Here is a 22,577-nt window from a genome sequence, read left to right on the forward strand (position 1 = left end):
CAGCTTGCACTCATGCAATCTGAGCTACAAGGCCCACAGTCTTTTAAATTCGCTGGTTTGTCTTTTGGAAATAATCACCTTCAGGCCGTTTTTCAGTGCGACCTGAAGCGAGCCATTCTCCATTGCATCTATAGATTCTATAAAGTGCGTATTGACTAGCCAGCTTCTACTCGCTTTAAAAAATAAATCGTGATCTAAACGTTCATGGATAGCACTGATAGGCCGGTGAACGCATGGCGATGCTTTATCAAAATAGACTTTTGTGTAATTTCCTAAAGCCTCAAAAGCGAAGATCTCGTCCACGCTCACAAAATAACATTCGTCTCTATCTTTAATAAAAATACGTTTTTCAGGACTAAGAGTCTCCTTTTGGACTCGCACTTTTGACAAAGCCTTTTCCAAGCGTTCTTGACGCACGGGTTTTAATAAGTAATCGAGCGCATTGTATTCAAATGATTTGATTGCATGTTCATTGAATGCTGTCACGAAGATCACTTGTGGCATTTCTTGGCACTGCTCCAAAATATCGAAACCGTCACCATCAGGCAAATCAATATCAAGCAAGAGTAAATCGATAGTGTTGTGCCTCAAAATCTCAAGTGCATCTTGCACGTTAGCAGCCTCAGCAACAACTTCAACATTGCCTATCGCCAGCACTTGCTGTTTTAGTTCGAGTCTTGCCAAGCGGCTGTCATCAACAATGGCAATGCGCATTTATTTCTTTTCCTCAAATTGTTCTAAGGGAAGAACGATACTCACAGTAGCGAAACCATTATCGTAGGACAGTGATAGTGACGGGGACACGACACTATTTTTGGGATATAACAGCGCTAACCGTCGGCGAATATTCTTTATTCCGATGCCTGCGTTTGATTGAGTCGAGATATTTTCATTCACTTTTGGCAGCGGATTACTGACATGAATATGCAGTGCGTTTGCTTGCTCGATTGTTATTTTAAGAGAAATAACACCGCCATCGACCAAGCGCGCTACGCCATGCTTGATTGCATTTTCAACACACAACTGTAACAGCATTTTTGGTATCAATGCGCATTGAGCCTCGTCACTTACCTCACTCTCAAACCTTAATCGATCTTCATATTGTATTTTACATAAGGCGATATATTCCTGCAGAATCTCAAGCTCTTTCTCAAGGCGTACTTTTGCACTTTGGTGCTGCTCCAATGAATAACGTAACATGTCCGATAATTGAGCGAGTGAATCTCTAGCTTTGTGAGGCTCTTCTAAAATACTGGCGCGTATGTTGTTTAAGGTATTGAACAAGAAGTGCGGGTTCAATTGTTGCGACAATACTTCTAATTGACTGCTGGCTAACGCTTCTTTTATCGCGTAAAGCTGGCGAACTTTTGTCAGCAAAAGGTACACTACTGACCAGAACAACGAAGCGCCAAACATATTATACCAATTACCCCAAAACATCGTTTTAATAGCGAACCAATGCATACCTTCAGGGATCGGAGGCACTGAGCCAAAGTAGATGAATAGCAGGATGCAAAGCACCATAAGGGATGTACCGAAACTCGCTCCCAGCATCGATTGAACGATGAAGTATATGACTTGATAAAATATGTTTGCAGTGTTGAAGAAGCGTTTGAAACCATAACGGCTGACGTAAGAATACAGTCCGGTTCCAAAAATCAGAGTGATCGCAAAATAAATTTCTTGGTGGGCCAAGCCTCTAGTGAAGTGAATACTGCCTGTTATTACCGAAAATACCGATAGCCAAGCTAAGAGCTGATAGTAGTGTACATATCTGCTTTGCATTAAATACTCTGTAGAGATTTGTCACGAGTTAGCAGTTGATGCGCTTTTTGGTCAAAACTACTCGCTTGATTGTTCAACATGATAACGGCTCTTGACCCATCCAAATAAAAGCCCATGAAAGTACTGAACCCGCCTGTCATTCCGTTGTGCCAAGCATATGTTTGTCCTTTATCGTCTTTCATAAGCATCCAGCCTAATCCTTGTTCAAATTTACCGGCGGTGGGCGTGTAGGGTGTGAATAGCAACTTGGCAAGTGCGTTCTGTTCCGTCGACATCAGCATCATATATTCAGCGTATTTAATCATATCGTCAAGACTTGAAACTACTGCACCTGCACCAGACGCAGCACCCAATGTCCATTTAGGCACGGCTAAACCTGAGGCATTATGACCTTGCGCCATACTTTTTGCCGGATTATTTATCTCAGGAACAGTGTCAACCGAGAGGTAGCTATTGTCCATTTTAAACACGTCGAAGATATGTGTTTGCATTTCATTAGCGAGATCTGTATTGCGGTTAATCGCCAGTGCCTCACCTAAAACAGCGAAGGCGAAATTAGAATATTCATGTTTGTTTTCTTCCGGTAAGTACGTTGGCGCAAGCAAATCTTCCTGCAACATTTCGCGCGTAATATGCTTGAATGGGTTTTGTGGATCCATGCTTTTTTGTAGGCTAGGAGGATTGCGCTCCAAGCGGCTCGTATGAGTCGCTAGTGCTTGCATAGAAATAGGAGATGCATTTTCAAAAAAACGGTCAACTGTAGTTTGTAATTCGAGCTGGCCCTCTACTACTTGTTTTGCCAACAGATACGCAGTAAAGGTTTTACTAATTGAGCCTATTTCATATTGTGTCGTTGGGCCATGCTCACCCCAAAACCGGTTAGTGATCTTGCCATTTTCTATCACGGCTACGCTCCCACCTTTTTCACCAAACTCAGCCGGCTTAAATTGTAAGTGAGCATTTTTATTATTGACCTTGCTCAAGGTAAGTGGCATTGGCATGCCTTGCACAAATGTGCCTGCGTAGCCTTCACTGCTTTTCGCGCCAGAAAATTTAGCGCCTAGAATCTCTGACGTAAAGCTTAATTTTTGCGTATCTATCGATATTTCGTTTACTGGGATCCCAAAGCTATTTTGTGCAGGGCTATCAAGTGCTGCAGAATAGCCGTCTTTGATCACAGCAATATGCAAAGCTAGGGGAAGCGTGCTGCTTGCATTGATTTTTAAGTCGCCAATGTACTTACCTTCAAATGACATTCTATTTAAGTCGTCTTTAGATAATTTGTGAAGCACTAAAGGCATCGTTTTGCCTTGAGTAAAAGTGCCTTCAAGTTTGTCGTCAACTACTTTACCTTCAAAGGTCGCACTTAAACCCTCGTCAAAGAAAGAAATACTCTGACCGTCAATAGTGAAGCGGCTTGGATCTCGGTCATGCATTCCTTGATTGGGGCTATTGATGGTGAGTGTTTTATTGTTCTCACTAATTTCAATACCTATGGCAAGTTTAACCCCTTTTGATATTTGTAGTTCGCCTCGCCACATTCCATCATATGTGTTTTTTTCGCTAGCATAAGTAAGTGGCAATGCCATTAATTGGATGGCAAGCGCAAGAATAAACAGAGATGCTATCTTAGTCACTTTCTTCATTTCGATTCCTTTTTCTTTACTGGACGCTATCACTGTACTCAAATATTTTGATGAAGAAATAAAAATATGACCAGCGGTCAATAGAAGTGACAAACGGGAAAGCTTAGCTTAGAGTATCTTGATTAGGCTTATTGATGCCATTTAACACTGTGTTTAAGGATAGTTATGAAATCCATTGTTTTGATTTTACTTACTGGGCTTTGCCTTATATCAACAGCAAATGCTCAGCAAGGCAGTGATATCTATATGGGGGAATTACGAATAGGTGAAGAGGCCAATGTCTCAAATTTGCAAGCTGTAACGAATAACCCAGCTTACACAAATCAGCCTTATTTTTTTAACGCTTCCAGTTTGTATTTTACGCAAGAGCTTAAGGGCGAAGAGGCGCAAAACGGACAAATGGATATTTTTGTGTATGACTTGCCTTCGAAAAGCGTCCGGAATGTAAGTCAGTCTAGTGAAAGTGAATATTCACCTACACCAACGCCCGATGGAAATGGTTTATCAGTTATTAGGGTTAATGCGGAAGGTAAGCAAGAACTTTGGCAATTGGGCTTTTCAGGTGAGCCGCTTCAGCACTATGTGCCTGCAATAGAGCCGGTGGGGTATCAAGTATGGATGAATGAAAAAGAACTTCTTTTATTTGTGCTAGGCGAACCGCATACTTTGCAAAAAGTAAGTATTGATAAGCCTAATAATAAAGGCGCTGTAATTGACGATAATATCGGTGCAAGCTTGTATCGGGTGAATAACAGCGATTGGTTTCTTTATTCGCGAGCAGCTGATAAAACGGAATTAAAGGCTTACCACCAAAAAACACGCGTGAAAAAAGTCCTCGCTGAGCTTCCTAAAGGTAGTCAGTACTTCTCAGTGAGTGCGAATGGAAATGTCGTCACAAGCGATGGTAATAGTTTGTATTATACGGAAGTAAAGTTAGCAAATGACGGCGACTTAAGTTCAGAAGGAGGATGGTCAAAGGTTACCGTCGAGCATGCAAAATGTGGCTCGGGCGTTTCTCGCACTGCGATTTCTCCCGACGGTAAAACCGTAGCCCTAGTTTGTCCGCACTAATGGCTAAGACTGCTTTTGCTCCTCTGCCTCTGCCTCGGCTTCAGCCTCAAGCTCTTTTTCTACTTTTTTGAGCTTTTTGATATCTGCGCCCAGTGAACGCTCTACTGTTTTCCTACCTAAAAATGCAATAGGACCGTAAGGGTATTTACGCTTGAAAAATTTTTTAAAAATCATGATAAATCCTTTTTGAAAAATGAATGGATGTAGGTGCTTAGGAGATTTGCTTTTTTGCACTGACCTAGTGCCTATCATCCGGATTGCTGGAAATAATCGGAAAAACGTCTTAAACAGGTCAATATCCTTTTGATGTTTAAGATTTAAGGTCATATTAATGCATTTTACCGGTTTTGTCATTTTATTGTCATACGCAGATATAAAAAAAGGTTTCTGATAAGCCGATAAAAAAGGTAGAGTAATGAAGAGCTTTGAGTGGTCGATATATACTAAATGAGCAAGCATGAGCAAAGTATGAAAAAGACAAACAACGCAGCAGTCAGAGATTGGCTTGTGTGTGCTCTCTTGTGCCTGTCTGCGATTGGCTTAAATGCCTTTGGTAATATAGCTATTTATGGCACGATCGAGCTTTATTTCGGCAGTATTGCTGCTCTTTTATCGATTCTTGTATTACCACTGCGCTTGAGTCTACTAGTTCTTTTGGCTAGCTTAGGTAGTTTCTACTCACAACTTGCCAATTTCTATTTTGTTGGGGTGCAGGCTCTCGAGTATTTCTTTGTACTAACCTTAGTGCGGTTGAAAATAAACTTTCTTGTGGCCGTGTTCTCTTTTTGGTTATCGATAGGCTTACCAAGCACCTTAAGTATCCTGCATTTCTTAAGCGATCAGAACCTGCGTTCCTCGTTATTTACTGGGGTTACAATTAGTTTAAACGGTTTTGTGTGTGGTATTTTTGCCTTGTTTGCCTATTGGTTTGTACCAACGGTTAGCCAGTTCAAGCGTTTTAATCCAAAAGCCCCACGCTTTTCAAATGTTGTTTTTGAATTGTGTATCGTCAGTGTCATTTTACCTACCATACTGGTCACGCTCGTATTTACTTGGCAATCTGCTGATGAAACAGAGAAGCGTATTAGTAAGGAGCTTGTTAGCGCCTCTTTGCAGTTCGATGAAATTATTACTGACCGTATTGAGCATAATCTACACACTGTTATTTCGGCAGCAGAAACGATTCAAACGCTGCCATCCCTAAAGAACAAAGGGGCCTTATTAAACGCGGTTGCCAATTCAAATGACGACATTGAGAGTATGTTGGTGAGTGACGCATTAGGCAATGTGACAGTAGTCGCCCCTGAAGCTTACGCAGATATTTTCTCTAACCTAGAGAACTTAACTATTGCTCAGCGAAATTATTTTCAACAAGCCAAGACAACGCAGGAAGCGTTTATATCAAAGGTGTTAGAAGGACGGGGTTTAGGTAGTTTAGACATTGTGGCTATCGCTGCTCCTATCATGCGTGATGGTGAGTTCATCGGTATTGTGCAGGCAGCGACAAAGCTTGAACGAGTAGTGAATTTTGATGCATTGGATAGACTAGAGAATAACGGAATTGACGTCATTGTGACGGATAATGCAAATGCTATTGTTTATAGCTCGCTGAATTTAGAGCTGGATCGGAAGTCACTTTTCGAAGTGCAGCGATCATTTAACCCCTTTTTGAGAGATACGCCGGTACTCGATATCTCTGGTACACCTTTCATGTATGCCAGCAGTCAGAATCGATATGGATGGAATATTTATACATTAGCGCCACCGTCTAAGGTATTCACCAGCATCGTGAATTACTTTTTGTATATTGGTTTGACACTACTCGTTTTACTTATTTTGATTGGTTTAATGGCGAATAGGTTGGCAACAAAAATCACTCGCCCTTTGGTCAACTTAGAAGGCTTTTTAGAGCGCAAAATTTCAGTCGATAAACTGCTACCAGAATCTACCATTAGTCGGGAAATGGAAGCTGTAACTCACAGTTTAATTACGGCTAGAGAAGTGAGTGAAAACTTCCAAAAAAACCTAAAGCAGCAAGTTGATGACAAAACGAAAGCGCTTGAGGAACTAAACCTTAAATTGCTCGAAAGCTCTCAACGGGATGCGTTGACAAACTTGTATAACCGAGGTGCTTTTGATCAACTGGCACTTGTTGCCCATGAGAGCTTGGCGAGCCAACAAAGACCCTTCGCGCTCCTGTTGGCCGATATTGATTTTTTCAAGAAGGTGAATGATACTTTTGGCCATCAAGCGGGTGATCACTGCATTATTGAAGTTGCTGAGGCGTTGCAAGAAATGTGTCACCAAGAGCATGACATTGTTGCGCGTTATGGTGGTGAAGAGTTTATTATTCTGATTGATTGCGCTGATAGCAAAGACCCGGTGGCCTTTGTTGAAAGTATCAGGCAGCGTATTGAAGTGGGTCACGTCCAGTACAACGAGCATCGAATTAAATTTACCATGAGTTGCGGATTAGTCTCTGTTCAGGACGATTTTTCACTTCCACTAGACCGCCTTATCACTATTGCAGATGAGCAGCTTTATACAAGCAAAAGAAGCGGTCGTAACCAAACTACTATTAGGGTTGTTTAGTTCCAGATTGACTCAGACTCAGCTTTGACAAATTGAATTAGCTGGGGATAAAACAGCAAAAAATGTGTCGAAAAAAGCGTTTTATTGTTTTGGACAAACTCATTCGCAGCCTCTGCAAACACTACTTTCCCTTTTAATCTTTTTTCAATTTGATAGTACGCGCGTTCACAACTCGATAAGGCTTGGTAATCACTGAGCCAGCGATATTCTAAAAGCCCTTTTCTAACTGCTTGAAAGCGACCCTTTACTGGGCTATCGAAATTCGCGAGTTTGCTATAGAAACGACTTAATAGATCATCCAGGCTCTCAGTTTCGAAGCTTTGCCAATGCTGACATAACAGGTGATCGAAATGAATATCGATAACCACACCAGACATTCTACGAAGCTCTTTTGGAAAGCTTTCTCTTAAGTTTTTGATACTTTTGTGATGATCAGTAAAACTATCGATTCTTCGATGCAGTTTAATGCCATGTTGGTGCTCTTCGTCTAAATGAGAAAGCTCACTTCCTTTAACAAAGTCGCCGAGGAAGTTACCGACCATACTGGTATCGCTTAGTTTGGCCAGATGGATGTGCGCTAAATAATTCATACTATGTGTATGTGGTGTAAGTGATTAAAAACAAGCTGCAATAGCATCCAAGTCTTCAATGTCATTCATGATATGCAAAGACAAGCGAAAAATGTTTTCACGGCGATCAAAGTGTATCTTGGCGCTTTTTAGCTTTCCTTCTACTTCATCCATATCATTCGCTCCCACACACAAGCTACCTCCTTGCTGCTCAATGTCTTTCAAGGCTGGTAGAATAGACACGGTACTTTTGGCTTGTAAGCGTTCAATTAAGCCTGCTTTGAGGTCCCTGTTGTAAGCGATTATGTTGTCGATACCAATCTTCAACATTAGCTCTATAGATGCACTTGCCATCACAAAGGGTGCTATGCTGGGCGTACCTCCCCAAAAGCGCTTTGCTGAGGATGCTGCTCGATAATGAAGTATATCAAATTCAAATGGATTTTGATGTGAAAACCAGCCAGTGATATCTGGCTCTAGCGTGTCAACTTGATCTTGTTTCACATACATGTAGCCAGCGCCGGGGCCTCCGCAAAGCCACTTCACACATGATCCGAAAAGCGCGTCAACACCCCAATCTTGAACATCAATTTTGCTGATCCCTGCTGATTGAGCAACATCAACTAAGGCATATACGCCTTGTTTTTTGGCTAAGTGACCTAAGGCTTTCACATCTGACTTTTGAGATGTGTTTGAATGCACATGAGTAAACAGACAAGCCAAAACATCATGAGCCTTTAGGGCGGTATTCCATCCGTCTATGTCGTTAGGTTCGCAGTGAACGAGTGCGAGTTTTAAGCCATGGCTTTGTGCTAAACCGCTGACCACAAAACCCATTGAGGCAAAAGCGTCTTTATGCATCAATACAGTGCGACGATTTTGGTTTTTATCTAACTTCGCAATTGCTGTTAAGTACGCTGAAAAGCCCGAGGCTAGATTAGTTTGGGGGCAGATCACACTTTCATCAGCGTTAATCAGGCTTCCTACCTTGACACAAAAGTCATCAATGACTTCTAGCCAATGTGGCCAAGCATCGCCCCCCAACTCAGCCCAAGGATTAAGGTAATGTTGCTTAAGTGCAGCTTCTGCAACTCGTGGTAAAGGCCCTACTGAATGGGATAGAGCGTAGGTTCCCTTGGTTGGATAAAAGTGTTCTTTATACCCTTTGGCGTGGTTCTCAAGGCCTAGATCAGTTTTCAAAACTCATACCTTTATGTTGATTTTGGTAACGCAAAGTCGTACTGCTTTGTTATCCTATTCTTTCAGGATTGTATTTTTGCATAGAGTGAATAGATAAAGCACATTTTATTTTTAACTCGGCAAGCAGGATGTGATTGAAGTATTGATATCAAACATAGAGAACAGCTACATAATGAGAGCACAAAAAGGCTTTACCCTTATCGAATTAATTCTAGTGATTATTCTTTTGAGCATTCTCTCTGTAGTCGCTATTCCGCGTTTTTTAAACTTTGCTGAAGATGCTAATCGCGCTGCGTTTAAAGGTATCGCCTCAGCATTTAGAAGTGGTGTAGATCAGGTTCATATCGCATGGTTAGTCCGAGCTAATGGGCAGGCAGTGCAAGATTTCATCCCAATCAGCGACCCAGCAGTGTTAGGCGACTTATCTGTCAACAGCTTTGGGTATCCAGCCGATACGCGTGGTACCAGTCTTACTTTAAATAGCACCAATGATTGTTTGGATGTGTGGCGTGCAGTATTGTCGACACAAGACGCATCAGTAAATAACAATAGCAATCAAACGTTTCAAGGCGTTTACCTTGGCGGCGGTTCATGTCGTTATACATATAATGCAGAGCCAAGCTTTACTGTGGTATACAACTCTATCACCGGTGAAATAACCATAAACGACTGAGCCTGACGGGCAACCCTCAGCTACATCCTGCTTCACTAGCGTATCGCGTGAACGACTTTCTTATGTTACCCATTTAACATGCTATTAACTTAATCGTTTAAGGTGTTATAATTAGGGCTACTTCATAAAACACCTCGTTTTCAAGGAGAGCTACATGCGGTTTCTAATATTATTAAGTTCACTGGTGCTGGTTAGTGTCAGCGATATTGCTCACGCAAAAGATGTGCTAGTAGAGTCGCCAAACAAAACGATTCAACTAGTCTTTACTGATGATAATGACCTTGCTCAATATAAGTTAATCTATAAGGGCAAAGAGTTAATCAAACCAAGCAAGCTTGGTTTTACATTCGTAAAAGCCCCTTCATTTTATCGTGACTTTTCATTAAGTGAAGTCAGTCGCAACGCTGTCGATTTAACTTGGGAACAACCTTGGGGTGAGCAACGTTTAATCCGTGATCACCACAATGAAGTACTAGTGTCGTTTACCCATAAAGTCGACAAAAACATATCTTTCTTGGTTCGAGCTAGAGTCTTTAATGACGGTATTGGGTTTCGGTATGAAGTGAAAAACCAAGGTGAGTTAGCAATCACTCGTGAATTGACCGAGTTTTTCTTACCCGACTCTCACGCCGGTAAAGCCTACTGGATCCCAGGACAAGGTCGAGAGCGCTACGAGTATCTTTATAATGAAACACTGTTGAATCAAGTGGCAACTGCTCATACACCGATGACAGTTGAATATCCAGATGGAACCCATGTTGCAATCCACGAAGCAGCCTTAGTTGATTTTGCGGGCATGAGTTTGACTAAACAAGAATTAGGTAAGTTTACTGCGGATCTCGCTCCAAGAGCAGACGGTGTGCTTGTGCGAAAGAAAGGGGATTTTACTTCTCCCTGGCGCACAATTACGGTGGGTGATAGTGCCGTGTCATTGATCAATTCTTACATATCATTAAACTTGAACGAACCAAATAAACTCGGCGATGTAAGCTGGGTTGAACCCGGTAAATATATTGGTATTTGGTGGGGAATGCATATCGATAAATTTAGCTGGGGTTCGGGCGAAAAACACGGCGCCACAACCGAGAGAGCTATTGAATACATGGATTTTGCGGCGAAACATGGATTCGATGGTGTATTGGTTGAAGGTTGGAATACTGGTTGGGATGGTGATTGGATTGCTAACTCCGAACTTTTTTCATTTACACAAAGCTACCCTGATTTCGACATAAAAAAGGTGACCGACCACGCTAAAAGTGTTGGGGTAAAACTCATTGGACACCATGAAACTTCAGGTGGAATTACCAATTATGAAAGCCAAATGGAAGCCGGTTTTGCACTATATGAGAAAGTCGGTGTTGCACAAATTAAAACAGGTTATGTTGCTCATGGACAAAACCTAAAACGTCGAGACGAAAACGGCATCATGCGCTACGAATATACCGATAGCCAAGATGTGGTTAATCATTTCATTAAAAATGTCAGTACCGCAGCAAAATATAATTTATCTATTAACACGCATGAATCAGTCAAAGACACCGGGCTTCGAAGAACTTACCCGAACTGGATATCTAGAGAAAGTGCTCGTGGTCAGGAATACAATTCGGGCTGGGCAGCACCGAATCCGCCTAGTCATATTCCACTCTTGGCATTTACTCGCATGTTATCCGGCCCAATGGACTTCACGCCAGGCATATTTGATTTGGATTATGAAAGGGTCAATGAAGGCGGCCCAGAGTGGGGAAATAAAGAATTCTTACGACCACTGAGCACAATCGCTCGCCAGTTGGCACAATATGTTGTGATTTATAGTCCCATTCAAATGGCCGCAGACCTCCCTCAAAATTACGAAAATAAGCCTTCTCCCTTTCAGTTTATTAAAGATGTGCCAACGGATTGGGAAGAAACTCGTGCCTTGCAAGGAAAGGTTGGTGACTATGTTGTGATTGCGAGAAAAGAGAAAAAGCATCGTCAGTATTCCGGTAACGACTGGTACTTGGGGGCTATTACTGATGAGAAAGAGCGAACCGTGACAGTCGCACTCGATTTTCTATCAGATGATGCTACTTACGAGGCACAGATATATAGAGATGGCGACAAGGTAGATTTCAAAACTAACCCATACGACATCATCATTGAAACGAAGAAGGTGAAAAAGGGTGATCTTATTACACTTAGGTTAGCTGCTGCTGGTGGCGCTGCAGTGCGTTTTAAGCTTCTATAAACCATCACATTAATGAATGTAATGCATATCGATATATAAATATTATTGTGTTCTGACTCTTCGTATAGTTTCACTATTCAAGATGAGCCTTCGGAGAGTTAGAATGAAATTGTGCAATTTTGCAAAAGTAGCGAAAGAAATAATCTTAAGCGGTTTACTCGCTTTGTCTTTATTTGCTTTGCTAGCAGGTCAAAGTGCAAGGGCAAATGTCGAGCAAGATGTGCCTGTTGAGCTTGAAAAGAAGATTGCAACAAGCATTGCTACATTGACTGTTTTGGAACAAGCCTATTTTGAAGAGAAGCAGCGATTAAGTCATATAGAATTAGCATTTCAAAACAATGAAAAGGGAATAGCGGAAGTTTTTGAGCAAGCTATTGTCTTTCATAATTTAGAGGATGCACTAATAACAGTGAGAGCAAGTCTGGTTAAAGAGCTTCTGCTTTTGAAGGCTTCGCAAGTTTATGAGAACGGCACTGCCGAGACAAAGAAAGCCCGTTTACTTTAATAGTTCATGGTCTTCAGGCAACTGGTGCATTATCCAGACAACTAAGCGACGTTTTAAACTAGCTAAGTCTTCCTTATCTTCTGGAAGAGCTGTTATTAACTTATCATGCACCAAAAGGCGATATAGACTTTCAATTTTCTGCTTGGCGGAATCGGTTGCGGAAAAGCCATTGTACCCACGTTTCTTTGCATAACCTTCTGCGATGAATAGGGCTTTCTTAAGCAGTGCTGCTTCGTTTTTAATTTTTTTCATTCAAGCCTCCAGCTTCATCTCAACAGCTTAACCTAAGTTAGCCTGACATTCACCATTTGGCTTTCTCTTCGCTTTTGTAGAAACGCCAAACAAATGCAGCGGCAATAGAATAAGTGACTTCCTTTTCAAATAATGGACTGTCCTTATTAGCTGCTTGGCTATGTAGTTGTACTGAGCTCCCAATGAAGGCTCTGATGTCTTCACTCACTTTAAAAGAGACTCCCAAAGAAAGTTCAGAGCCTAGGTACCCAGATTTAGCATCGAATGCGGGTCTTTCAGGTGTGGCAAACTCAGGACTGACCTCATAGAAATAATCGTGTGTTCTTTCCGTTGCGAAAATGGCACCGAACGACACCGTTATAGCGGTATCTTCGTGTTTGAAGCCGCGATGTTGATAGGACAATTGCGGCTCGAAAATAAAACCACGATCGTCGATACTACCAAAGTCTGTTGAGAAAACCGCTCGCGCTTGCAAGCGCAGATCCAAACGACCTTTACCTAAATTTGTGCCAGTACTTTTACCTTGCGTATTTTTATCAAAGTCATAATCGCCCAATTTAAATATCATTTGAGGACCAATCTCAGCTAAAAAATCGAGTTCTGGCATGCCTTCTCGAGCACTATTGTCCTCACTATCGGCAGGCAATGCTGCACCAAAAGAAAAGTCTATTTCAAAGTTTTCATTTTCAACGACCACTGCTCTGGCGCCACCTCCGTCGCCAATGCGAAAGGTTTCGCCGCGATAAACAATAAAAGGTAACACCAATCCAAAAGATCGACTATCACCAGATGCTGGATACTTTGGGCTATAAAAGGCCCCGCCGCCTGCGCCAAACTCCCAGAGTGATAATTCTTCGTTCAGGTTTTCGAAACCGGTTAAGCTTCTTTCCATAGGGAGATCAGCTTTAGCGACATCATCACCTAAGGAAACACGGTTCTTTTTGTCATTTTCAGCATTGCTTTCCATTTCATTTGCTGCATGTGCACAAAGGGACGAGAATAAAAGAACGCACGCAATAAAAAGAGGTTTATGCGTGCGTTTTTTGTTTGGCTTGGTCATATTTGCTCATTTAAAACTTTCGGTCATGAGGCTTATACGTACTTATACCTTAAAATGTTTATTAACGGGTAAATCGCGTATGCGTTTGCCAGATGCTCTAAAGATGGCATTTGCCAAGCTCGCGGCTACCGGTGGTGTTCCTGGTTCACCCACGCCTCCTGGTAAGTCATCGGAAGCAACAATATAGGTTTCTATTTTTGGACTTTGAGACATTCTCAAGACTTGGTAGTCGCTATAGTTTGATTGTACTACTGCGCCGTCTTTCACAGTGATTTCGCCCATGAGCGCTAGTGATAGGCCAAATATCATAGAGCCTTCTTGTTGGGAGCGGACTCGATCAGGGTTCACTACCGTACCTGCATCGATGCTTGAATGCATTTCTAATACACTCACCTTACCATCTTTCACGCGTACTTTAGTTGCAACTGCAACATAGCTTACAAAGCTGCGATGGGCGCTTATTCCCCAAGCTTCACCTTTAGCAGTGGGTTTATCAGCGCCCGACTTGGCGACAACATCATCAAGCACATGCTTTAAACGCTTAGTATCAATAGGGAAGTTATCTAAGGGTTCGCCATAGTTCCCATATTTGAAGCCCTCTTTTGTGGGGTCAACTTTACGATCCGCACCGATCAATTGATGCCACATTTTTTGCGGTGGCATATTGGCCGCATCTGCGAGTTCGTCGACGAAACTCCCTTGTGCAAATGCATGCTGAATATTACTGACTGAACGTACCCAGCCTATACGAATATGTGCAGGGGCTTTGTGAGTTTCACACGACATATTATTGACCGCAAAAGGAACATCGCCAAAGCCAAGGCTCAACTCTCCGTCTGACGGTTCGTCGGTGGTGCCAGTAAAGGTCCAAGAAATACTGGGGAATGCTGTACGTTGAATCCACGCATCCACCGAATTATTTTCGTTCATACCTGCTGCAAAATGCTGTGAGCTAATTGCATGATAATAACCTTGGCGAATATCATCTTCTCGACTCCACACAACTTTCACTGGTTTGCCAGTATGTTTTGCCAATAGTGCTGCCTCAACTGAAAAGTCGGGTTTCGATTTTCGTCCAAATCCGCCGCCTAAAAGTGTTACATGCACAGTGACATTGTCTTTTTCAATACCTAGCGCCCCTGCCACATTTTGTTGCGTACTTTGGGGTGTTTGTGTACAAGCCCAAACCTCGCATTTGCCGTCTTTGACGACTGCGGTTGCTGCTGGCGGCTCCATAGGAGCATGCACTAAATAGGGCATAGTATAGGTGGCTGCGACTGTTTTACTTGCGTTCTCTAGCGCTTTATAAGCATCGCCTGCAGAGCGAATTGCTTTGCCTTTAGTAACAATTCTTTCATTGAGTTCACCCAAATAAGCGGCTGAATCGTGGCTGTCATGTTCGCTCTTGCCCCACTTTACTGCTAGGGCTTTTCTACCCTGCAATGCGGCCCATGTGTTGTTAGCAATAACGGCTACACCATTCATGGGATTAAAAAGCACAGGAACAGGTTGTTCTGGCATTTGATAAACATCGACAACACCCGTTGTGGACATTGCCGCTTTTTTATCAAAACCTTCTACCTTTGAACCAACAACAGGGTTCCGTTCTATGCTCGCGTAAAGCATACCTTCAAGCTTTACGTCCTGTCCAAATACAGTATTTCCGGTGACAATATTCGGCAGGTCGACAATCTGCATCGACTTACCAATGTATTTGAAATCTTTTTTCGATTTAAATGTCAGGCTATCAGTTGCAGGTGGTGAGACTTTCGCTGCAGCATCGGCTAAGGAGCCAAAAGATATTTTTTTACCGCTCTCTTTGTTGATAACAAAACTGTCTTTCGCATAAACGGCCGCTAATGGAACACCCCACTTGTCGGCAGCAGCTTGCTCTAACATGGTCCGTGCCATTGCCCCCATTTCGCGCATAGTAGTGTAGAAGCGTCGAATTGAGCGAGAACCGTCAGTGTTCTGACTTCCATACTCCTCATTAGCTAAACCCTGCACTACATTCACATCTTCCCATGCTGCACATAATTCGTCAGCGACAATTTGTGGAATACCAGTTCGTATCCCTTGACCCATCTCACTTCTGTGACAAACAATGTTGATTTGGCCATTGTGTTCTACGCTCACAAACAAATTGAGTGCGTTGTTGCTATGGTCACCGGTATGCGCCCAAGCTGGCAGACTGATTGGCAACATAGAGCCTAAGACTAAGCCACTCGCACTAAGGCCAGTGAGTTTTAGAAAATCTCTGCGACTAACCGGCTTCGCATGTTTCGTTTGGGTATTTGATGATGTTTGGTCAATGGGGTTGTGCATCATAGAATCATTGGATTTATTCATGCCTGTTCTCCCACATTCTTACCTAGATTATAGTTGTAGCTCGCGGTCTGCTTTTTCGCAGCATCTTTTATTGCAGCTTTAATTCTAGGGTAGGTACCACAACGGCAGATATTGCCCTGCATTGCTGTATCTATCGCTGCATCATCTGGATTCTGATTACTTTCTAATAGCGCTACAGCACTCATAATTTGACCAGATTGGCAGTAACCACATTGTGGTACGTTATGTTCTAACCACGCTTGCTGAATAACGTGACTCGCATCAGATGGTAAGCCCTCAATTGTTTTGATCTTTTTGCCTGCCACTGCTGACAAAGGCATGACACAGGAACGAACCGCATTACCATCCATGTGTACCGTGCAAGCTCCGCACTGAGCTATTCCGCAGCCATATTTTGTGCCGGTCATATCGAGGAGATCTCGAAGAGCCCACAAAAGGGGCATGCTTGGATCTGCATCTACTTCGATGACTTTTTCATTCAAGGTAAAACTAATCATGTCATTATCCTTTGCGCTTTCATTTGTAGCTACTTGCCAGTGTTGCCAAGTAGGCGTTTAATTCTGTTTCTGTATCGATATCGATTGCAGCTTCCGGTAAATCTATCTCGATGACATCATCGCTATTTTGCAATAAATCTCGAGCACCTCGGTCGGTGTCCAGCTCAATAAGCTGAGAGAAGAATGTACGAGGGAATATCGCTGGAGCACCTCGTCTTCCGTTATATCTACTTGCAACGATTCTAGTTCGCTGTTTTCGTGACTCTTCAACTAAAAGGTTACAGTGCTTTGTGTAAATTTCCACCTGATCAGCTAAACCAATGAAAAGATGAGTGGTTTTATCTGGCAAGTTTTCAACACCTGCGGCGATACTTTTACCCATACCTTGTTGCCAATGCTGCGCTGTCAGGACATTTGTATCTGGGGGCAATAACTCTTTGATTTGTTCTGCACGTGCACCTAGAACAACAGTCAGTGTCTTGAATTTGGCTGAACTAAAATGCGACAAGGCTCGCAAAATTATGGTTTGCTCCTGTATTTGAGCGAGTTGCTTTGCGCTTCCAAACCGTTTGCTTTCGCCTGCCGCTAATAGCAATGCGTGAATATGGTAGGGTACTGAATCTGATGGACTCAAGTTTTTCACACCAAAATATGACTAATTGAATGGCCATCGCACCCTTCAAAATGAGCATGAATCTCAGCAATGATAGATAAAGCAATTGATTCAGGTAACTCCCCCCCGAGCTTTAAACCAATAGGGTTGGCCAAAGGTACTTTTAAGGTCGACAGCTCAAGCCCTTGAATCGAGAGCACTCGCTCTGTTCGGTGAGTTGGACCTAGCATCCCCACATAACTTGCTGAGCTTTCTTGAGCTGCATTGAGGGCGTCAGCATCAAGCTGAACATTATGTGTCATGATGATGATGGCATCGATTTCTTGCAACCATGGCATCTCGTCTATATTGCAAAATGGCAGTTTTGAAATATGTGTTGCATCGGGAAACTCGTTTGATCTTGCATAGCCTGTTCGAGGGTCTGCTATCGTAATCTGCCAGCCAACATTGGCAGCGATTTTAGCAACCGGTATGGCATCCACTCCACCACCGAAAATTGCGATATGTTTTACTGGGGCAATTGTTTGTTTGAATTCACCGTCCGTTAACTTTGACCTTATCGCTCTGGTTTGGTGTTTGCCCTCTGGTGAACTTTCAATAAGCTCGTTGTGAGGGACTGTTTCTGTTAGCTTCTGAATATATTCGCAGCTTTGATTGCGATTAATATAATGGCGAAGAGTATCTAGTTGTAAGTAGTTATTTTCTTTATTTACGGCCTGCAACAAAATTCGAACTAAGCCACCACAACCAATACCTAATTGCCATGCAATATCTTCCTCTTCACGCATGTCATATTGGATAATATGGTTTCTGCCCGACTGCCAACATTGTCTCGCTTGGCGCATAATATCTGACTCTAAGCAGCCACCGCTTAGCAGACCATGATACTTGCCCATACTGTTGATCATCATCATAGCACCGGGCTTACGATAAGAAGAACCGTCGATTTCTATGATCGTAGCCAGAACCCATTCCATTTGATCACGCTGCTCGTACCACGTGTTCAGCAACTGTTGGATGTGGCTTGCCATATTAAACTAGGCTTAAAGTTTTGATTCGATGAGTTCTAGTGCTTCAACGAGAATCGTCGAAACGGCCTCACGAGCTTTGTTGGCGTCTCTGCTACGAATGGTGTTGAATATGTCGGCGTGTTTGTTTACGTCAGCGCCAGGAACGCCTTTGATTTTATTTGTATAGCGAATACTCACGCGTAAGGCCGTGCCGATAAAGTCGGATAGCTGAGCAAAAAACCGGTTTCCGCTAGCTTCTAAGATTGATGTATGAAACTCAATATCGGCTTCTAAAGGGTCGTCCAAGCCCATATCAGCGTCAGCCATACGGGCGAGAGACTTTTCAATTTTTGCTAGTTGTTCGGCACTGGCGTTCTCTGCTGCCAAAGCAGCGGCTTCAGGCTCTATAGCAAAACGCATTTGGGTGAATTCTTTTAATAGAGATAAAGAAGGTTTACTGCTTAGAATCCATGTTAGTACATCGGTATCAAACATATTCCAGCGGCTTTCAGGAAGCACCCTAATACCCTGTTTAGGGCGCGAGGAAATCAATCCTTTGGCAGATAGCATTTTTACCGCTTCGCGGGTTGAGCTGCGGCTCACATCATATTCAGCACACAGGTCGGCCTCGGAAGGCATTCCTTCTCCGATAGGGTATTTACCGTTTACGATGGCAATGCCTAAATCGTGAGTTAACTGGTGTGTTAAATTATGCCTTTGAGGGCTTTTCATGTTACAAATTCCGTTAAATGATAAATCAGTTATATCATATTTATTTTGAGGATTGAATTATCAAATTGAATTTTTCGCTTTATAATACCCAGTAATCTACATTTTTGCTGTACAACAATTAAGCAATTAAACTGCCTATAAAGTGTTAGCAATGAAAACGGAGTTTTGCGTGACAGAATCTAGCCAAATGCACACCACATTATACCCGAGTTTACGCGGAAAGGTTGTTTTCATTACAGGTGGTGCTTCAGGCATCGGGGCAGCAATGGTAAAAGCGTTTGTTCGTCAAAGCGCACAAGTTGCTTTTGTCGACATCGATACGAATGCATCGGATCATTTGAAAGAATGCATTACCGATATCGATAAGGATGCAAAACTCTGGTTTAGAAGTGTTGATGTTACGGATCCCGAGGCCTTGCAACAAGCGATAAGCGATGCCTCTAAAGACCTTGGCGGTTTACATGTGCTGGTGAATAATGTTGGCAACGATGCTCGCCAAGATGTCGAAAATATTTCTGCCTACGATTGGCATAAATGTATGCAAGTTAACTTAGATCCGGCATTTTTTGCCTCCCAAGCAGCCTACAAAATTATGCATGAGCAACATGCAGGAAGCATTATTAACTTCAGTTCCATCAATGCTTTAATTGGCCCACAACAAATGACAGGGTATGTCACCGCAAAAGCTGGACTCATGGGGATGACAAAATCCTTGTCGCGTGATTTTGGCGTCGACAACATTAGGGTCAATGCTATTTTACCAGGCTGGGTCGCCACAGATCGTCAATTAGCAAGTTGGCTGACAAAGGAAGAAGAAGAAAAGTGGACTGAGGCTATGGCCTTAAAGAAGCGAATTGAACCCCGTGATGTAGCAAATTTAGCCTTGTTTTTAGCCTCGGATGATTCAGCCATGATCACAGGGCAAGGTCTCAATATCGATGGTGGGAGAACATAATGAACGACAGTTCTTATTTTATCGCTGTTGATTGGGGCACATCGCGTTTACGCGCATTTTTGTGTCGGATACGCGAAGATGGCTCTCTCAAATTAGTGACACGGTCTGCTGGACTTGGGGTGAGTAAATCTCCGCTGAGTTTTGAAGACACACTGATGCAAAGTATTGCCCCTTGGGAGTTTGAATACGGTAAGTTGCCGATTCTCATGTCTGGGCAGATTGGTTCAAGTATTGGTTGGAAAGAAACGCATTATTTACCCTGCCCAATATCACCGCAAAAGTTAGCGAAGTCGTGCATCAATTTTACCTGTAATGGCTACGAGATTTCTATCGTACCAGGACTCAGTTGCCAACTTGAAAATGATAATTACGATTGTATGCGGGGTGAAGAATTACAGATCTTAGGTTGGTTGCAACTTGATCCTGCTAATCGTGTTGGTCGTCACTTATTGTGCTTACCAGGTACTCATACCAAATGGGTGCTGGTGGAAGATGGTAAAATAAAACTGTTCAAAACGGCGTTAACTGGTGAGCTTTTCGACTTGATTGTGAACCACAGTGTACTTATTCAATCCAAAGGCCCAGAGTTTAACTTGGCGGCATTCGACCAGGAGGCCTTTGATAAAGGCGCAGCCTTTACATTGAAAAGTGAGCAAGGTAGTTTTATGCATGGGTTGTTTAGCGTAAGGTCAAAACAATTATTTGGACAGCTAAGCCCTGAGGAAGCAACTTCCTACTTGTCAGGCTTGCTAATTGGCAGCGATATCAGGGCTGCTGTGAATGCCACGGAATGGTGTTTAGAGTCTGTAGATCTGGTGAGTATCATTGGAGCTCCGCATTTAAGTAGAAGCTTTGCTCGCGTGTTGGCATCTCAAAATATCAAAAGCGACATTTGTAAGGTTACTGCAACAACATTGCTTGGGTTTAATTCCTTATATCAGAGCTTTTTAGGGTTAAGTGAAAAAAGTGCCTGAGCATCAACGGCCAAAGCATGTCAAACAAGGTGTTGGCGAGTTACTGTTCACGATTGATTCCCAGTGCATACTAGCTGAATGTGCTTTGTGGCATGCGCCTGAACAAGCTATTTATTGGGTCGATATTGTCGGTGCAAAAATTCAGTCCTATCAACCTAGCACCAAACATCTCGTAACTTACGAAGTACCCCATCGCATTGGGTGTTTTGCGTTTACTGAAATTCCGAATCAAATCATCGCCGCTTTTGATATTGGTATTGCACGATATCAACTTGATACAGGTGAACTTGAATGGTTAGCCCAACCTGAAAAGCACATTTCTCATAATCGTTTCAACGATGGCAGGGCGGATCGCCAAGGGCGCTTTTGGGCAGGAAGTATGAGTGAGCTTGATGACTTGCAATCTGACAAGGTCGTCAAAGGCGCACTATATTGTTTATCATCGTCATCATCAGATACCGTTTCTTGCCAATCAAAAGTACAAGAAGTACTTATTTCTAATGGCTTATGCTGGAGCAAAGACGGCAAGACTATGTATCATGCAGATTCGCCAGAGCGCCGTATCTATGCCTACGATTTCGAGCCGCAAAATGCACTCCTGAGCAACAAGCGAATTTTCGCAGAAACCACGGGACATTGCTTTCCTGATGGTTCAATTGTCGACGCTGATGATTATGTTTGGAACGCGCAGTGGGGAGCCTCACGCGTCGTGCGCTATACACCTTCTGGCAAACTTGATTTATGTTTATCATTACCGGTTAGCCAGGGTTCTAGCGTAGCAATTGGCGGTCCAAATATGGATTGGCTGATTGTGACAACGGCCAAGCATTCACTCGCTCCAGAACGTTTGTTAGAAGAGCCTCAAGCTGGCAATATTTTTGTCTATCAATTACATAGTATCCGTGGAATTAAAGAACCGATATGCTTACTGTAAAACATATCGGTGGGTCTTGGGTTTAACACTTTAGAAACTACAGCTTCTGTCTAGGATGGAGTGATTTTCCAAGGATGTGCTTGTCATCCCCAATGATTTTTGACGCATGCTTAACAATCGCAGGATCTGCACCAGTAATGACTTCAGTATTTTTATTCGGGTAAGGTAAGCTATCTAAGAAGTGATGCATGCAGTTCACTCGGGCTCGTTTCTTATCGTCTGACTTCACCACAATCCATGGGGCATCTGCAGTGTCAGTATAGAAAAACATTGCTTCTTTAGCTTCTGTGTAATCATCCCACTTTTCAGTTGCCAGTTTATCGATTGGTGAGAGCTTCCACTGCTTTAAAGGGTCAATTTCACGCTTAGAAAAACGTACTTTCTGTTCCTCAGCGGTTACCGAAAACCAAAACTTAAAGAGGCGAATACCGCTTCTTACTAGCATACGCTCTAGATCAGGGGTTTGGCGCATAAACTCTAAATAGTCATTTGGTTGGCAGAAGTCCATCACTCGCTCAACGCCCGCTCTGTTATACCAACTGCGGTCAAACAGGACAATTTCTCCTTCTGTCGGCAAATGCTTTATATATCGCTGAAAGTACCATTGACCTTTTTCAGTTTCGCTAGGCTTTTCCAGAGCAACAACGCGACAACCCCTCGGATTCATGTGCTCCATAAAGCGTTTAATTGTGCCACCCTTGCCAGCTGCATCTCGGCCTTCGAAAAGAATAACTACCTTTTCACCACTTTCTTTAACCCATCTTTGCACTTTTAAGAGTTCAACCTGAAGTACCTTTTTAATGGCTTCATACTCCTTTTTCGACATTTTGGTAGAAGTGTCTACAGTCGCTACTGAAGCGTTTGTTTCAGGTGATTCATTCGGTATTGAAGTGGTGGATATTTTCTTTGCTACTTGCGCATCAGCAGTCATGACTA

Annotated in this window: 22 protein-coding genes; 8 read left to right on the plus strand and 14 right to left on the minus strand. The window is 42.8% G+C overall.

The features are described from left to right. Positions 1-24: 24 nt before the first annotated feature. Genes RM556_RS13375 through RM556_RS13385 form a run of 3 tightly spaced genes read right to left on the minus strand, consistent with a single transcriptional unit; the run spans position 25 to position 3,431 of the window. Positions 25-714, minus strand: a complete 690-nt coding sequence (locus RM556_RS13375) for a LytTR family DNA-binding domain-containing protein (RefSeq protein WP_311362182.1) — start codon at positions 712-714, stop codon at positions 25-27. Next, positions 715-1,785: a histidine kinase gene (locus RM556_RS13380; protein ID WP_311374835.1), complete on the minus strand. Its 1,071-nt coding sequence runs from the start codon at positions 1,783-1,785 to the stop codon at positions 715-717. Then, positions 1,785-3,431, minus strand: a complete 1,647-nt coding sequence (locus tag RM556_RS13385; RefSeq protein WP_311374836.1) for a serine hydrolase domain-containing protein — start codon at positions 3,429-3,431, stop codon at positions 1,785-1,787. The genes RM556_RS13380 and RM556_RS13385 overlap by 1 nt, the downstream gene beginning before the upstream one ends. 165 nt (positions 3,432-3,596) lie before the next feature. On the opposite strand from RM556_RS13385, the gene RM556_RS13390 reads away from it, so the two are divergent. Beyond that, entirely contained in the window at positions 3,597-4,502 is a 906-nt protein-coding gene (locus tag RM556_RS13390) for a hypothetical protein (protein ID WP_311374837.1), read from the plus strand. A 3-nt stretch (positions 4,503-4,505) separates the two neighbouring features. Here RM556_RS13390 and RM556_RS13395 read toward each other — a convergent pair whose 3' ends face one another. Beyond that, positions 4,506-4,676 (minus strand): hypothetical protein, encoded by a 171-nt coding sequence (locus RM556_RS13395; protein WP_311362186.1) that lies wholly within the window; start codon positions 4,674-4,676, stop codon positions 4,506-4,508. A gap of 294 nt (positions 4,677-4,970) precedes the next feature. Here RM556_RS13395 and RM556_RS13400 point away from each other — a divergent pair, with 294 nt between their 5' ends. After that, complete coding sequence (locus tag RM556_RS13400; RefSeq protein WP_311374838.1) at positions 4,971-7,094, plus strand: diguanylate cyclase; 2,124 nt, start codon at positions 4,971-4,973, stop codon at positions 7,092-7,094. On the opposite strand, the gene RM556_RS13405 is transcribed toward RM556_RS13400, so the two are convergent. Beyond that, positions 7,091-7,684, minus strand: coding sequence for an ACP phosphodiesterase (locus RM556_RS13405; RefSeq protein ID WP_311374839.1), 594 nt, complete (start codon positions 7,682-7,684; stop codon positions 7,091-7,093). The two genes, RM556_RS13400 and RM556_RS13405, sit on opposite strands and share 4 nt — an antisense overlap. Positions 7,685-7,708: 24 nt before the next feature. Further along, on the minus strand, positions 7,709-8,863 hold the full coding sequence (locus RM556_RS13410; protein ID WP_311374840.1) for an aminotransferase class V-fold PLP-dependent enzyme: 1,155 nt from the start codon (positions 8,861-8,863) through the stop codon (positions 7,709-7,711). Positions 8,864-9,035: 172 nt separating this feature from the next. Here RM556_RS13410 and RM556_RS13415 point away from each other — a divergent pair, with 172 nt between their 5' ends. The 3 genes from RM556_RS13415 to RM556_RS13425 all read left to right on the plus strand — a co-directional run bounded on the left by RM556_RS13415 (position 9,036) and on the right by RM556_RS13425 (position 12,265). Next, positions 9,036-9,536 (plus strand): prepilin-type N-terminal cleavage/methylation domain-containing protein, encoded by a 501-nt coding sequence (locus RM556_RS13415; RefSeq protein WP_311362190.1) that lies wholly within the window; start codon positions 9,036-9,038, stop codon positions 9,534-9,536. A 154-nt stretch (positions 9,537-9,690) separates the two neighbouring features. After that, on the plus strand, positions 9,691-11,760 hold the full coding sequence (locus RM556_RS13420; protein ID WP_311374841.1) for a glycoside hydrolase family 97 protein: 2,070 nt from the start codon (positions 9,691-9,693) through the stop codon (positions 11,758-11,760). A 103-nt stretch (positions 11,761-11,863) separates the two neighbouring features. Further along, a complete protein-coding gene (locus RM556_RS13425) occupies positions 11,864-12,265 on the plus strand; it encodes a hypothetical protein (protein ID WP_311362192.1) in 402 nt (133 codons plus the stop codon). Here RM556_RS13425 and RM556_RS13430 read toward each other — a convergent pair. The 7 genes from RM556_RS13430 to RM556_RS13460 are packed head-to-tail and all read right to left on the minus strand — an operon-like array spanning position 12,257 to position 18,778. Next, positions 12,257-12,517 (minus strand): DUF5062 family protein, encoded by a 261-nt coding sequence (locus RM556_RS13430; protein WP_311362193.1) that lies wholly within the window; start codon positions 12,515-12,517, stop codon positions 12,257-12,259. The two genes, RM556_RS13425 and RM556_RS13430, sit on opposite strands and share 9 nt — an antisense overlap. A gap of 49 nt (positions 12,518-12,566) precedes the next feature. Then, a complete protein-coding gene (locus RM556_RS13435) occupies positions 12,567-13,577 on the minus strand; it encodes a MipA/OmpV family protein (RefSeq protein WP_311374842.1) in 1,011 nt (336 codons plus the stop codon). Positions 13,578-13,619: 42 nt separating this feature from the next. After that, on the minus strand, positions 13,620-15,902 hold the full coding sequence (locus RM556_RS13440; protein WP_311374902.1) for a molybdopterin cofactor-binding domain-containing protein: 2,283 nt from the start codon (positions 15,900-15,902) through the stop codon (positions 13,620-13,622). Between the two features lie 20 nt (positions 15,903-15,922). After that, positions 15,923-16,423 (minus strand): 2Fe-2S iron-sulfur cluster-binding protein, encoded by a 501-nt coding sequence (locus RM556_RS13445; protein WP_311374843.1) that lies wholly within the window; start codon positions 16,421-16,423, stop codon positions 15,923-15,925. Between the two features lie 19 nt (positions 16,424-16,442). Beyond that, the gene (locus RM556_RS13450) at positions 16,443-17,057 is read right to left on the minus strand and encodes a nucleotidyltransferase family protein (protein WP_311374844.1); all 615 of its coding nucleotides are present in this window, start codon (positions 17,055-17,057) and stop codon (positions 16,443-16,445) included. A gap of 5 nt (positions 17,058-17,062) precedes the next feature. After that, the gene (locus RM556_RS13455) at positions 17,063-18,067 is read right to left on the minus strand and encodes an XdhC family protein (RefSeq protein ID WP_311374845.1); all 1,005 of its coding nucleotides are present in this window, start codon (positions 18,065-18,067) and stop codon (positions 17,063-17,065) included. A gap of 12 nt (positions 18,068-18,079) precedes the next feature. Continuing rightward, positions 18,080-18,778, minus strand: coding sequence for a FadR/GntR family transcriptional regulator (locus RM556_RS13460; protein WP_311362198.1), 699 nt, complete (start codon positions 18,776-18,778; stop codon positions 18,080-18,082). Positions 18,779-18,965: 187 nt separating this feature from the next. On the opposite strand from RM556_RS13460, the gene RM556_RS13465 reads away from it, so the two are divergent. From RM556_RS13465 to RM556_RS13475, 3 genes are read left to right on the plus strand one after another with little or no spacing between them, the layout of a single operon-like run. Beyond that, complete coding sequence (locus RM556_RS13465; protein ID WP_311374903.1) at positions 18,966-19,733, plus strand: SDR family NAD(P)-dependent oxidoreductase; 768 nt, start codon at positions 18,966-18,968, stop codon at positions 19,731-19,733. Then, entirely contained in the window at positions 19,733-20,707 is a 975-nt protein-coding gene (locus RM556_RS13470; RefSeq protein ID WP_311374846.1) for a 2-dehydro-3-deoxygalactonokinase, read from the plus strand. Before RM556_RS13465 ends, RM556_RS13470 begins: the two co-directional genes overlap by 1 nt. Next, complete coding sequence (locus RM556_RS13475; RefSeq protein ID WP_311362200.1) at positions 20,691-21,641, plus strand: SMP-30/gluconolactonase/LRE family protein; 951 nt, start codon at positions 20,691-20,693, stop codon at positions 21,639-21,641. The genes RM556_RS13470 and RM556_RS13475 overlap by 17 nt, the downstream gene beginning before the upstream one ends. Before the next feature lie 37 nt (positions 21,642-21,678). On the opposite strand, the gene ppk2 is transcribed toward RM556_RS13475, so the two are convergent. Then, entirely contained in the window at positions 21,679-22,572 is an 894-nt protein-coding gene (ppk2, locus tag RM556_RS13480) for a polyphosphate kinase 2 (RefSeq protein ID WP_311362201.1), read from the minus strand. Between the last annotated feature and the right edge of the window lie 5 nt (positions 22,573-22,577).

This window comes from Alteromonas sp. W364, assembly GCF_031846205.1.
Classification (GTDB): domain Bacteria; phylum Pseudomonadota; class Gammaproteobacteria; order Enterobacterales; family Alteromonadaceae; genus Glaciecola; species Glaciecola blandensis.